Source organism: Alteromonas sp. G4i13 (genome assembly GCF_054960505.1).
The window spans coordinates 12,702-26,794 of record NZ_JBHNYX010000009.1 but is presented as its reverse complement, the minus strand read 5'-3'; the positions used below and the strand labels follow the sequence as shown (position 1 = coordinate 26,794).

At 45.0% G+C, this 14,093-nt stretch carries 12 protein-coding genes; 9 read left to right on the top strand and 3 right to left on the bottom strand.

What is annotated here, in order from left to right; genetic code table 11:
- The first annotated feature begins 90 nt into the window (after positions 1-90).
- From ACFI6J_RS06075 to ACFI6J_RS06050, 6 genes are all read left to right on the top strand, one after another.
- Positions 91-2,976: a M16 family metallopeptidase gene (locus tag ACFI6J_RS06075; protein ID WP_014975976.1), complete on the top strand. Its 2,886-nt coding sequence runs from the start codon at positions 91-93 to the stop codon at positions 2,974-2,976.
- A gap of 74 nt (positions 2,977-3,050) precedes the next feature.
- Positions 3,051-4,649 (top strand): glutamate--cysteine ligase, encoded by a 1,599-nt coding sequence (gshA, locus tag ACFI6J_RS06070; protein ID WP_342340475.1) that lies wholly within the window; start codon positions 3,051-3,053, stop codon positions 4,647-4,649.
- Positions 4,650-4,716: 67 nt separating this feature from the next.
- Positions 4,717-5,355, top strand: a complete 639-nt coding sequence (locus ACFI6J_RS06065; protein ID WP_014948754.1) for a transglycosylase SLT domain-containing protein — start codon at positions 4,717-4,719, stop codon at positions 5,353-5,355.
- 294 nt (positions 5,356-5,649) lie between these two features.
- Entirely contained in the window at positions 5,650-6,108 is a 459-nt protein-coding gene (locus ACFI6J_RS06060; protein ID WP_342340476.1) for a hypothetical protein, read from the top strand.
- Positions 6,109-6,206: 98 nt separating this feature from the next.
- Positions 6,207-6,620, top strand: a complete 414-nt coding sequence (locus tag ACFI6J_RS06055) for a hypothetical protein (protein ID WP_014948756.1) — start codon at positions 6,207-6,209, stop codon at positions 6,618-6,620.
- 178 nt (positions 6,621-6,798) lie between these two features.
- Complete coding sequence (locus ACFI6J_RS06050) at positions 6,799-6,924, top strand: hypothetical protein (RefSeq protein ID WP_012517787.1); 126 nt, start codon at positions 6,799-6,801, stop codon at positions 6,922-6,924.
- A 29-nt stretch (positions 6,925-6,953) separates the two neighbouring features.
- On the opposite strand, the gene smrB is transcribed toward ACFI6J_RS06050, so the two are convergent.
- Positions 6,954-7,604: an endonuclease SmrB gene (gene smrB, locus ACFI6J_RS06045; RefSeq protein WP_014948757.1), complete on the bottom strand. Its 651-nt coding sequence runs from the start codon at positions 7,602-7,604 to the stop codon at positions 6,954-6,956.
- 152 nt (positions 7,605-7,756) lie between these two features.
- On the opposite strand from smrB, the gene prmB reads away from it, so the two are divergent.
- From prmB to ACFI6J_RS06030, 3 genes are all read left to right on the top strand, one after another.
- Positions 7,757-8,692 (top strand): 50S ribosomal protein L3 N(5)-glutamine methyltransferase, encoded by a 936-nt coding sequence (prmB, locus tag ACFI6J_RS06040; RefSeq protein WP_039226525.1) that lies wholly within the window; start codon positions 7,757-7,759, stop codon positions 8,690-8,692.
- Positions 8,693-8,701: 9 nt separating this feature from the next.
- The gene (aroC, locus tag ACFI6J_RS06035; protein ID WP_014948759.1) at positions 8,702-9,799 is read left to right on the top strand and encodes a chorismate synthase; all 1,098 of its coding nucleotides are present in this window, start codon (positions 8,702-8,704) and stop codon (positions 9,797-9,799) included.
- Between the two features lie 153 nt (positions 9,800-9,952).
- Positions 9,953-11,170 carry an MFS transporter gene (locus ACFI6J_RS06030; protein WP_202285452.1) on the top strand — a complete coding sequence of 406 codons (1,218 nt, stop codon included), beginning with the start codon at positions 9,953-9,955 and terminating at the stop codon, positions 11,168-11,170.
- Between the two features lie 28 nt (positions 11,171-11,198).
- Here the strand turns inward: ACFI6J_RS06030 and ACFI6J_RS06025 are convergent, their stop codons facing one another.
- Positions 11,199-12,746, bottom strand: coding sequence for a SpoVR family protein (locus ACFI6J_RS06025; protein ID WP_014975981.1), 1,548 nt, complete (start codon positions 12,744-12,746; stop codon positions 11,199-11,201).
- 1 nt (position 12,747) lies between these two features.
- A complete protein-coding gene (locus ACFI6J_RS06020) occupies positions 12,748-14,034 on the bottom strand; it encodes a YeaH/YhbH family protein (protein ID WP_014948762.1) in 1,287 nt (428 codons plus the stop codon).
- Between the last annotated feature and the right edge of the window lie 59 nt (positions 14,035-14,093).

The window sequence follows — 14,093 nt, the reverse complement described above, 5'->3', positions numbered from 1 at the left end:
CTGTTTTCACCCAATAAGCCAAGTACCACTCAGTGAATATAGAGTGAAAAGGCAGAGTGAAGAATGTGTAGTAATTTAAAAGGAATCATCATGTCAGGAAAACTGACCCTACGTACCTTCGTTATGACCATAGGCGTCATTGCAGTAACAGCGTGTCAGCACGTACAGGAAGAGAAGACGAATAACCAACTAAACACCGTAGCTGATTCGTCGAACACCGTGTCTATTCCTTACGAAAAGTACACATTAGAAAACGGACTTACCGTCATTCTCCACGAAGACCATTCTGATCCACTGGTTCATGTTGACGTTACCTATCACGTTGGCTCTGCGCGAGAAGAGGTAGGTAAATCGGGTTTTGCTCACTTTTTTGAGCACATGATGTTTCAAGGCTCAAAACACGTTGCCGATGAGCAGCATTTTAAGGTTATTACGGAATCGGGCGGTAACTTAAACGGCACAACCAATACCGATCGCACAAACTATTTTGAAACCGTACCGGCTAACCAATTGGAGAAAGTCCTTTGGCTAGAATCTGACAGAATGGGCTATCTGTTAGAAGCCGTAGACCAAACTAAGTTTGAAAACCAAAGAGAAACGGTTAAAAACGAGCGTGCGCAGCGTGTGGACAATCAGCCGTATGGATTGCGTTTCGAGCTTAATGGTGAAGCGCTATATCCTGAAGGGCACCCATACTCGTGGATGACTATCGGCTATGTAGAAGATTTAGACCGGGTTGACGTCAATGACCTAAAAGCCTTTTTTAAGCGCTGGTATGGCCCGAACAATGCGGTCCTAACTATTGGTGGCGATATCGACGTAGCCAAAACCAAAGCGTGGGTGAACAAGTACTTTGGGGAAATCCCATCAGGACCTAAAGTAGAAGAGCCTGAGCCTCAGCCAGTAACGCTAGACGAAACCCGTTATGTAACGTTAGAAGATAAAGTTCATCTTCCGCTTCTGCAAATAACTTATCCTACAGTGTATGGTCGCCATGAAGACGAAGCGCCACTGGACGTATTGGCCGATATTTTAGGCGGTGGAAAAACCTCACTGTTTTACAAAAACCTAGTGAAAGAAGGCATGGCGGTGCAAGCCGTGGTGTCTCACCCTTGCCGCGAACTTGCCTGTGAATTCCAGCTACTCGCTTTGGCTAACCCTGCAAAAATTACCTCACTTTCTACTCTCCAGAACGTACTGAATGAAACCCTAAAAGAGTTTGAGGCACGTGGTGTAACGGCAGATGATTTAGCGCGTACAAAAGGACAAATTGAAGCGCGTACGGTATTTGGCTTACAAAGTGTGTCTGGCAAAGTGTCAGCCCTCGCCGCTAACGAAACCTTTTACCAAGCGCCAGATTTGATTGCCGAAGATATTGCGCGTTATAACGCCGTAACTGCTGAAGACGTTATGCGTGTTTACAATAAATATATTAAAGACGCCAATAGCGTTGTATTAAGCGTGGTGCCCAAAGGGCAGGTTCAGCTCGCTGCGGCTAAGCAGACCTTTGAACGTCCGGTGAGAAATATTGAAATCGATACGGTAGATGTGTCTGATGACGAAGCCTTTTCCAGTGCCCTATCTACCCATACCGCCCCTAGCTTTGATAGAAGCGTAATGCCGAAAGCCGGTGAGGCACCGGTTGTGGAAGTTCCTGATTATTGGGAATCTGAACTTGCTAACGGCATTGAAATACTTGGCGTAACCAGCACCGAAACGCCAACGGTAACGCTTACATTAGGTATGGATGGCGGCATGTTGCTAGACCCTGAAGGTAAAGCGGGTACGGCCTACTTAACCGCGTTACTTATGAATGAAACTACAAAGCATTACAGCAATGAAGAATTAGCTAGCGAACTTGCAAAACTGGGTAGCGCTATCCGATTTAGTACTGCAGGTAGATACTCACAGGTTTACGTGTCTACTTTAACCAAGCATTTAAATGAAACCCTAGCGCTATTGAAAGAAAAGCTGTTCAACCCTGCGTTCACCCAAGAAGATTTTGACCGCATGAAAGAGCGTGTTGTACAAGGCTTGCAGCAACAAGCGAAAACGCCGTCTAGCTTAGCCCGCCGCGCGCGTGACCTCGTTTTGTTTGGTGAAGAGAACCGTGTCAGCCTGCCGGATGAAGGCACGCTGCAAACTGTGCAGAATATCACGTTGGAAGATGTTAAAACGTTTTATGCCAATTACTATTCGCCAGATAAAGCGAGTATCGTCGTTGTTGGTAACTTACCGAAAAAAGACATGGTGAATACACTAGACTTTATTGGTCAATGGAAGGGGAATACCTATGAATTTGCTGATTACAGCGACTTTCCCAAGTACGAAGAAAACCAAATCTTCCTAGTGGATAGCCCAGAAGCGGTTCAGTCGGTAGTATTTATTGTTGATAGAAGCTTACCTTTTGATGCGACAGGCGATCACTTTAAGTCTCGCCTTATGAACTTTCCATTAGGGGGAGCATTTAATAGCCGCATAAATCTGAACCTTCGAGAAGATAAAGGCTTCACCTATGGAGCAAATAGTGGTTTCGTTGGTGGCAAAACCCTTGGCTGGTTTGAAGCAAGTACCGACCTCACTGCTGCTAACACAGGTGAAGGTATCGCTGAAATTTTAAAAGAGATTAATCGCTACCGCACTGAAGGTGTAACCGAGGAAGAAATTGCGTTCATGCGCAATGCCTTTACGTTAAGCGACGCACTTGAATTTGAAACACCTACCAGTAAAGCGCGCTTTTTAAGGCAATTGCTTAGCTATGGTCTTGATAAAGGCTATCGTGAAGAGCAGCTTGCTATTATCAACAATATTGATAAGAAAACGATGGATACCTTGGCAAAGCAATATTTGAATCTTGATAAGATGCAAATTATTGTAGTAGGCGATAAAGCTAAAATTTTGCCTCAGTTAAACGCGCTATCGATGCCAATTATCGAGTTATCAGTAGAGAGTAATACCCGAGAAACGTTAAACTGATAGATTGATTTTTGTTGAATTTACATTATTGCCCCCCATAACAGGGGGCTATATTGACATAACGGACCACCATTTTGACTGTAGACTCATCCCGTTTTGAAGCGCGCATTGCTGCGCTTAAGTCACCCGAATTTCTCGCTGCGCTAAAAGATATTAAGCGCGGCGTTGAGCGCGAAGCCCTTCGTATAAACCCGAACGGTACGTTGGCACAAACACCCCATCCTAAACCGCTGGGATCTGCGCTAACCCATGATTCAATCACAACAGACTTTTCTGAATCGTTGCTTGAATTCATTACGCCGCCAGAAAACAGTGCTGCCAAAACGATTTCTCAGTTAAAAGATATCCATAAATTCGTTATTGATAATATTGGTGAAGAGCAAATATGGCCGCTAAGTATGCCATGCTTTATAGATGATGAAGCGCACATTCCCATCGCCTATTTTGGTGAGTCAAATGTGGGCAAGATGAAGCGTGTATATCGCATTGGTCTTAAAAACCGCTACGGCAGTATGATGCAGGCAATTGCCGGCGTGCATTTCAACTTTTCTCTTCCCGAAATGTTTTGGAAGCTATGGGCTGAACTGAACGGAAAAGAACATTCTCAAGAGCAGACTTCAGCCGATTATTTTGGGCTTATCCGCAACTACCGCAGGTTGTGTTGGCTTATTCCTTATTTGTACGGTGCATCCCCTGCACTATGTGGATCGTTTTTAAAAGGTAAGCAGCATGCGTTACCTTTTAAAAAGGTTGGTAAGGGCACGGTATACATGCCATACGCGACATCACTTCGCATGAGTGATTTAGGCTACACAAGTGCAGAGCAATCATCGCTTAAGATTTGTTACAACAAGCTAGACAACTATGTCACCTTGCTGCGCGATGCGATGAATACGCCGTCATCCCGGTTCAGCCAGTTTGCTGCAGGCGAAGAGGGCAATTATCAACAGTTAAGTCGCAACATCATTCAAATTGAAAATGAACTGTACTCGCCTATACGCCCTAAGCAGCCCACTCAGTCAATGGAAAAGCCAACAGACGCTTTGGTTAGACGCGGTATCAGCTACATTGAAGTGCGCGCTCTAGATGTAAATCCATTTTCGGCAATTGGTATTTCACAGACGCAATTCGATTTCTTAGATGTTTTCTTAGTGGCGTGCTTACTAATGCCAAGTGCAGAACTTGACGAAGCGCAGCTTAAAGAAGCTAAAGAGAATATGAATAAAGTGGTGTTAGAAGGGCGAAACCCTGATTTGCTCCTGCAAAATGGCGGAGAAAATATTTCACTACCTAAATGGTGTGCCTCTCTGTTTAAGTCCTTCGAGCAAGCGGCCGAATTACTCGATTTAGCCAATGATACGTCGCGTTATACACAAGCGGTGAACGTCGAGGCTGAAAAAGTGGCGGATCCGGCGCTAACACCGTCAGGTAAACTACTTGCTACTTTGCTAGAAAGTGACAAAGATAATGGCATGTTGGGCTTAGAACTGGCACAAGCTTATCAAGCTGAGATGAAGTCTTTTGAATACACGGATACGGATGCTGCTGGTTTTGCTGCCCAAGCTGACGTGTCGTTTGCTGCTCAAAAAGAAATAGAAGCTGCTGATGTTAAAGACTTTGATACATTTATTCGTGATTATTTCGCTGAGGCCCCAGCAAAAAAAAATGCCTGACATAGGTCAGGCATCGAAGGGTTCCAGGGAAACACACATTTTACTAGAACATTAGTTAAGACAAGCTATGAACCAAAAGTTCAAAAAATTGGTTGTTTTTTTATCAACTCTCATCGTTCTTTTTCCGCTGTTTATCGCTGGGTGTGCAACTACGCCTCCTAAAGACATCAGTAATTTGTGCGAAATATTCTACGAAAAGGACGATTGGTATGATGCAGCTGCTGATGCCCGCGATAAATGGGGTGTGCCTATACATGTTCCAATGGCCATGATGTATCAAGAAAGTTCCTTCCGCCACGATGCGCTTCCACCGCGTGATTACGTTTTCTTCGGGCTCATTCCTTGGGGGCGTGTTAGTTCGGCTTATGGCTATTCACAAGCGAAAACACCTACTTGGTCTGACTATATGAGAGAAACAGATAACAGTGGTGCGGATCGTGATGATTTCGAGGACGCTATCGACTTTATGGGATGGTTTATTTACAAGTCGCAAAAAGTGAACGGTATTTCTAAATGGGACGCCTATGCGCAATACCTTAACTATCACGAAGGATGGGGCGGGTACAAACGCAGAAGCTATGATAGAAAGCCGTGGCTGAAGAAAGTGGCGTCAAAAGTTAAAGCGCGCTCGCTGCGCTATGCTACTCAACTTAAAACCTGCGAGGAAGATCTTCAAAAAGGTTGGTTTATGAAGCTGTTTAGCTAAATTAAAGAAGCGAGAAAAAGCGACGTGATAGTCGCTTTTTTTATGCGTCTATGAACGTTGATTAAAATAAGTAGAAAAATATATTGAAGAAAAAAAATTGAGGGATAGACGGGCGTCTATCCCTCAGCGACGCTAAGCCAAGACCGTTTTTTACCCAACGTCGAACAGGCATTTACAAGATAGTGTAAATGAGAATGATTTGCAATACCTTTTTGTGAATTAATTCTATCCCTAAATATGCAACAAATTTATCTGGCCCTGATCTTGTTCTATACTTTTCAAGTGGAGGAACGTATGGATATAGACAAGTTTAGTGCGCATGGAGAGGTTCACGCTCATTTTCAAGCAGAGCAAAATATTCTACATATAGACTTAGTAGGTCCGTTTAATCTTGAGTTCATGCAAAAGTATGAGCGTGTGGTTGGCGCACAAAGAAAGAATATTGATACACCGTGTTGGGGAAGCTTAGTAAATGTGCATGGTCTAGCACTTGCGCCCATGGAGGCTACTAACGCTGGGCAAGAAATTGTTAGTAAAGCCGTAGCATTGGGACTAATCGTCACGGCAGTGGTGCTTCATGAACCAGAAGGTGTGGCAATGCAAAAGAAGTTTTGGTCTCGTGTTTATGAATCTTCAACACTAGCATTCGAATACTTTGACGACACTGCTCAGGCAACACTGTGGTTGAGTGAAAAAGTACTTGCTTGTCTGCAGGCCCACAATGTTAATCAGTTCAATAATGCCAGACGATAGCCATAACAGTCCTAACTAGGCGAATTCGCCCTGTCAAAACTGATCTTTGCTCAGTGCTCCACTCTACCAATTGAATGAAGGCATAACAGGAGGTAGCCATGGTAGGTAGTCAGCATCAATACCGTTTTTTCAACGTCAACAATGTTCTATTTGATATACCAAGCAATGTATACGACGATAGCGTTGTCGACGGATGGTTTAGGAATATCGCAAGAGAGGGTCAGAAACTTGATAAGTGGGTAATTCTATCTATTCCCGACAAAAGTTTAACGATTACACATACTGCCGCATCTCAACTTTGCTCACGGCTTCCCTTTCTGAGAACGTATGGGTGTTTGGGTTTTCTTTTGCTTGCGAACCATGTAAACGCCAAAATCTTTCAACACAGTCTTCGAGCAACACCCCCAAATTTTGATATACAAGTTAGTGAGTCGATGGAGCAGCTGTGCCGTAATGCGGAGGCCTTGCTTGGTTATGAGGGAAACCTGAACATATTCAATCGTTACAACTAAGTATGGCAAAGCCCCAATTGTGATGGCGCGACAAATATGGGGATTGGTATTAACTGTATGTTGACCTGGATCAAATAATTAGGCCGACAGCTAACGACTAGAAATCGAATTTGATCTGGATCACATCCTCTATCTAACGCCTCTTCTACTATTTACTTAGTTGAAGAGGAGATTACTTATGTTGTGGACTATGATGAAAGACCCCGTAGTATGGGGCTCACTACTCGGTATAGGCATTATTGTAGCGATGATGATGTATTACACTTATTTGTTTATGCACAACAGTGCAGATGAAGACAAATAAGTCACCATGTATGGCTGTCCAGGTGCAAATTAACGCTTGTTGTTTTGAAGCGGTATGTCGATGAGTACCAGTAGTGCTGCTTGTCCACCGTATTCGAGGGGCGCTTGATGAAATGCACGTACGTGTGGGTGCTGAACTAAGTAATGGGGCAGGGCGGCTTTTAGCACGCCCTGACCAAAACCATGCATTACACACACGCAATCTATCAGTTCTTTTCTTGCCGTGTGAATAAGTGCGGCAAGCTCGGCTTTTGCCATCTCTCGGGTAAGGCCATGTAAATCTAAAGTCATTTCTGGCGAGTAGTCGCCACGGCGCAGCTGCTTCAAAATATGCGTAGACTCACCTTCTTGGCAAAAGCGCATGGGCCCTTCTTGCGGCAACGCTGCCTGGTACATATCAGAAAAGTCGAAGCTTGCCGCTAATTGCTTACTGTGTTTTAGATGTTTACCTTTTACCTGCTGTGACTTCTTAAATAACTCAACTTGCTTATCAGGCTCCACTTTATCCTGTGATAAAGGCGTCACTCCCTGCATTGCATCGGCAAATGAAAAGGTCTCTTCCTCGGTATTCGTAGACATATTTCCATTACGGGCGCCTTCCTGTCTCGCCTGACTTTTATGGCGATGAGGTTCAGAAAGTTGCTTCTTCAATGCTTTGAGTTCTTTTTTAAAGGTTTTCATCAACGATAGCTTGGGTAAATACACTCGAGTTTAACGATTCAAAACGCCTAAATTATAACGAATAGAAAGATTCGGTACGTAGTTAATTATGTGAATCGGTATGAAGTTTGGGTATGATACCAGCTTTGAAATTTTTGATGTACCCAAACGCCATGACCGATAAGTTTTACCTTGAAGAAGCCATTGAAGATCTGCATACCCTGTTAGATATGACACGATGGGCAACCAGCCGTTTTAACGATGCGGCCTTGTACTTTGGTCATGGTACTGACAATGCATGGGATGAAGCGACAAGCCTAGTTATGCAAGCCTTACATTTGCCTCATCCTATATTGGAACAAGTTGGGGACAGCGTAATGACGTCTCGCTTAACGAAAAGCGAGCGAGAGAAGATTGCAGAGCTTGTTTTAAAGCGCGTGCAAACTCGCATGCCATTACCTTATATCACAAACGAAGCCTGGTTCTGCGGTATGCCGTTCTACGTAGACGAGCGAGTGCTCATTCCTCGCTCTCCATTTGCTGAACTTATTCAAAAAGAGTTTGCGCCATTTGTAGAATCGACGCCTAACAGTATTCTTGATATGTGCACGGGCGGTGCGTGTATTGCTATTGCGCTTGCTCATGCATACCCAGAAGCGCAGGTAGATGCCGTTGATATCAGCACAGATGCATTGGAAGTGGCCGATATTAATATTCAGGAGCATGGTCTTAGTCACCGTGTTTATCCCATTCAGTCTGACCTGTTTTCAAGTTTAGAAGGGCAGAAATACGACCTTATCGTGTCTAATCCGCCTTATGTTGACGCAGAGGACATGGCTGACTTGCCTGAAGAGTATCACCACGAGCCTGAGCTTGCCCTTGCCGCAGGTGAAGACGGTCTGGAACTGGTTGATATCATGCTTAAAGAGGCGCCAACTTACCTTAATGACGGTGGCTGGTTATTCGTTGAAGTTGGAAATAGCGAAGTGCACATGAGCGAAAGGTTCCCCGGGTTAGAAGTGATTTGGCTTGAATTCGATAACGGTGGTTCAGGTATTTTCGCCGTGCGCAAAGACACACTAGTACAGTATTTTAGTAGTAAGGATTAATAGTTAATTATGTCAGGTAACAGCTTCGGAAAACTTTTCACTGTAACCACGTTTGGTGAAAGCCACGGCATTGCAATTGGCGGTGTAGTAGACGGTTGCCCTCCAGGACTTGAGATCACTGAAGAAGATCTTCAGGTCGATTTAGACAGACGTAAGCCCGGCACCTCTCGTTATACTACTGCGCGAAGAGAAGACGATGAAGTACAAATTTTATCTGGCGTATTTGAAGGTAAAACTACTGGCACCAGTATTGGTTTATTGATTAAAAATAAAGATCAGCGAAGCCAAGATTACGGCAATATCAAGGACCGCTTTCGTCCAGGCCACGCTGACTATACCTACGATCAAAAGTACGGAAGCCGTGACTATCGCGGTGGTGGTCGTTCGTCTGCACGTGAAACGGCTATTCGCGTAGCCGCAGGTGGTATTGCGAAAAAGTACCTTAAAGAAGTGCACGGTATTGAAGTATTAGGCTATTTGTCTCAGCTTGGGCCGGTAACAGTAGATAAGGTTGATCACAGCGTAACCAACACTAACCCGTTTTTCTGTCCTGATGAGTCTAAGCTAGACGCGCTGGACGAGTACATGCGAGACCTTAAAAAGTCAGGCGACAGCATTGGCGCGAAGGTATCGGTTGTTGCGAAGAATGTGCCTGTAGGCCTAGGCGAGCCTGTTTTCGATAGGCTAGATGCTGAAATCGCCCACGCCATGATGGGAATTAACGCAGTGAAAGGCGTGGAAATTGGTGATGGTTTTGATGTTATTAATCAAAAAGGCAGTGAACACCGCGATACGCTTACTCCTGAAGGATTCACATCTAATCATGCAGGTGGCGTGCTAGGCGGCATCTCTACCGGTCAGGATATTGAAGTACACATGGCGCTTAAGCCGACCTCAAGTATTTCGGTTCCCGGTAAAACTATCAATAAAGACAATGAAGAAATCGATATCGTCACCAAAGGTCGTCACGACCCGTGTGTGGGTATCCGTGCTGTACCTATTGCTGAAGCCATGCTGGCACTGGTATTGATGGATCATCTGCTACGCCACCGCGCGCAAAATGCCGGTGTGCAGTCGACCACGAAACCAATTGCGGGTCAGGCATAGCAGTTTTTTAAATCGCAAGACCGCAATGCCAAGACTGCGACGTTAACGCGGATTAAAGATACACGCAGCATGAGCGCATGTTGCGCTAATTAATTCTATCATTCGCCACTGCCGGTTCTGCGCTAGTGGCGTTTTTGCATATGGAGATGTGAATTGTCACCAAATGGCCTAAACGATGCCAACAATACTGCGGCGAGCCCAGCAAGCAGCAAAACCGGCCTCTTTATTCTTGCTATCACCTACTGGCTTTACTTCGGTCAGCTTGGCGTGCTTGTGCCTTATTTAGGTATCTTCCTTGATGGGCGGGGATTTTCCTCTGCCGAAATCGGTGAACTTTTTGCTGTTATAACGCTAGCGCGTATTTTAGGGCCAGGCCTGTGGGCTGGCGTGGCCGATAAAACGGGTAATGCCATTGGCGTAATGCGTTTAGGCTGCTTGCTCACCGTACTAACTTTCAGTTCGGTGTTTTACTTCACCAGTTTTTGGGGGCTTACGTTGGCTTTCGGGTTGATGATGATGTTCTGGACAGCGGTGTTGCCTCAACTTGAAGTTATCACGATGAACACGGTGGCGAAAACCAATGCCACGTATGGGCAGGTAAGGCTATGGGGGAGCGTTGGCTTTATTTGTTTGACGGTAGGTGTGGGTAAAGCCCTAGATATTTTTTCTACCGACACGCCAGTGCACGCCAGTATTGGCGTACTCGCGTTACTGTTCATCAGTACCTTGTTCATACGTGCGCCCAAAGAAGCTGCACCTGAAACGTCTACGGCGGGAAGTATTTGGAAATACGCCAAACAAAAACCTTTCGCCATCTTTATATTCGCTTCAGCGTGCTTGCAAATTAGCTTTGGTGCGTATTACGGATTTTTCGCACTTTACATGCGCGACCTTGATTACAGCGGCCAACAAACTGGCATCTTTATCGCGCTTGGGGTACTTGCCGAGGTGGGGATATTTCTTATTGCCCGCCGTCTGATTAGCCAGTTTGGCGTGTGGAATTTATTGTTTGTGAGCATCGCACTGACAGGGCTTCGCTGGTATGTCATGGCGGCATTCGCTGATACCTTTATGGTGATTGTGTTGAGTCAGCTTATTCATGCGTTAAGCTTTGGTTTAACGCATGCGGTATCGGTGCATTTTATCCACCAGTTCCTGCCGAAGGCGTATCAAAGCCGAGGGCAAGCGGTATACATCAGTATAGCGTTTGGATTAGGTGGCGCATTTGGAAACTACTTGGCAGGGCAGCAGTGGCAGCAAGGCACTAACGCCTATGAGACGTTCGTTACCGCAGCCGTTTTTGCAGCAATAGGCGCACTGTCACTGCTACTGTGTTCCAGAAAAGAAATGGAAAGTGCAAAGGCGGCTTAAAATCTTGTTCTGATGGCTGACCGCAGGCTTACGCCTGCGGTGCACGTTTACACTCTGATATCACGTCAGTACCATCATCACCATTGTCTTGCTCTAAACGTACATCAAATTTCCACAGCCTGTGCAGGTGGCGCATAACTTCATCTTTTGAATCGCCTAGCGGAATTCCTCGTTGAGGAATATAGCGAAGAGTAAGCGAACGATCGCCTCTTACATCAACGTTATGTACCTGAATGTTGGGTTCTAAATTACTCAAATTGTATTGAGCAGACAGCTTCTCTTTAATAATTTGATAACCCATTTCGTCATGAATAGCGCTCACCGCAATAAAGGGCTTGGTGGTGTCATCTTCAAGGGCGAATAACTTAAAGTCGCGAATAACTTTAGGCGATAAAAACTGACTGATAAAACTTTCGTCTTTAAAGTTTTCCATGGCGAAATGCACGGTCTCAAGCCAGTCTTTTCCCGCAATACTTGGAAGATATTTATAGTCTTCTTCAGTGGGAGACTGACACACCCGTTTAATATCCATGAACATGGAAAAGCCTAACGCATACGGATTGATGCCAGAGTAATAAGGGCTGTTGTACTCTGGCTGCATTACGACACTTGAATGACTGTGCAAAAACTCCATCATGAAGCGGTCGCTGACCAAACCCTCGTCATACATCTCATTTAGAATGTGGTAGTGCCAAAAACAGGCCCATCCTTCATTCATTACTTGGGTTTGTTTTTGCGGATAAAAATACTGCGAAACTTTCCGTACAATACGCACAATTTCACGTTGCCAAGGTTCAAGTAAAGGTGCGTTTTTTTCAATAAAATAAAGCAGGTTTTCTTGCGGTTCTTGTGGAAAACGAATTTTTTCTTTGTGTTTGCTATGCGGGCTATTTGGCAGGGTGCGCCAAAGCTCGTTCACTTGCGATTGCAGGTAGGCCTCGCGCTCTTCTTGTCTGTTTTTCTCTTCTTGTAACGAAATTTTCTGCGGGCGTTTGTATCGGTCAACGCCGTAATTCATTAGCGCGTGGCACGAGTCGAGCATATTTTCGACTTCATCAAATCCATATTTTTGTTCGCATTTAGCAATGTAGTTTTTAGCAAAGACCAGGTAGTCGATGATAGAGCTGGCATCGGTCCAGGTTTTAAATAAGTAGTTGCCTTTGAAGAATGAGTTGTGACCGTAGCACGCATGAGCCATAACGAGCGCTTGCATGGTAATGGTGTTCTCTTCCATTAAATACGCAATGCAGGGGTCAGAGTTAATGACGATTTCGTAAGCCAGCCCCATTTGTCCACGACGGTATTGTTGCTCAGTTTGAATAAACTTTTTGCCAAAGCTCCAGTGCGTGTAGTTAAGCGGCATGCCGATGCTGGCGTAAGCATCCATCATCTGCTCTGCGGTGATCACCTCAATTTGATTGGGATAGGTGTCTAACTTAAATTTTTTGGCGATGCGATCGATATGTTGCTCATACTCTTCGATAAGTGGAAACGTCCAGTCGGGCCCATCGCTTAATAAGTGGCGTTTTGATGTTTCAGGCTTGCTGTTTTCTTTTGCCATAGCGTCGGTTGTCATATTAGGCTCCTTGCTGCGCATCTTGTTCAGAGCGTTTGAATAGCTCTCTGAACACAGGATAGATGTCGGCCTGTGTTTGTATGTGCTTACATACAAAGTTGTCGTGAGTGGCGGCCACTTTCTCGTATTCTCGCCACAAACTTTGGTGCTGCCTCTCGGTTATCTCTATATAGGCATAGTAACGGGTTGCGGGTAGCAGTTTAGCGGTAAGCAAGTCACGACACTGTGGCGAGTCATCAGCCCAGTTATCGCCATCTGACGCTTGTGCTGCATAGATATTCCAGTTTCCATCGCTGTAGCGCTCGCGAACGACTTCATCCATTAGCTTCAATGCACTTGAAACAATAGTGCCGCCGGTTTCTTGAGAGTAGAAAAACTCGTGCTCGTCTACTTCCTTTGCTTGCGTGTGATGACGAATGTACACCACGTCTACATTTTCGTAGGTTCGCGTCAAAAAGAGATACAGCAAGATATAAAACCGTTTAGCCATGTCTTTGGTGGCTTGGTCCATAGAGCCAGATACATCCATTAAGCAAAACATTACGGCTTTGCTTGAGGGAAGCGGACGCTTGTCATAGTTCTTAAAGCGCAAATCGAAAGTATCAATAAAAGGCACTCGGGCTATTTTGGCTTTAAGTGCTTCAATTTCTTCTTTTAATGCATTTATGGCTAACGTATTGTCGTGCTTGTCTTCTATAAGCAGTGCAAGTTTTTCTTCAAGCTCTCTCAGTTTCTTTCTATCACTTCCGCTTAAGGCAATACGCCTTGCCACAGAGCCTTTGAGTGAGCGAACAATATCTAAATTACTTGGCACGCCATCGGTCTGATAACCTGCGCGATAAGTTTCGTATTGGGTGACTTTATCAAATTGATTTTTCTTTAAGTTGGGAAGCGCTAAATCTTCAAAAAGTAGGTCTAAATATTCGTCTTTGGATATAGAAAATACGAACTCATCTTGGCCTTCGCCTTCATTGCTAGCGTCGCCTTCGCCTGCGCCCTTGCCACCGCCGCCTGGCGGCCTATCAATTTTATCACCCGCTGTGAATTGGTCGTTGCCGGGGTGGACAATATCTCTACTGCCGCCGCGGCCGGTATGAAAAATAGGTTCAGAGATATCTCTGGCTGGAATGCTAATTTGCTCGCCAGAATCTAAATCGGTAACAGAACGTTTACCCACTGCATCAGAAACAGCACGCTTTATCTGCTGTTTGTAACGCTTAATAAAGCGCTGGCGGTTTACCGTACTCTTACCTTTGCTGTTTAACCTTCGGTCAATAAAATGCGCCATACACACCTGCTTGTCTTGTTGTGAACTACAAATACCCGTGCTGAAGCACGCATTACACG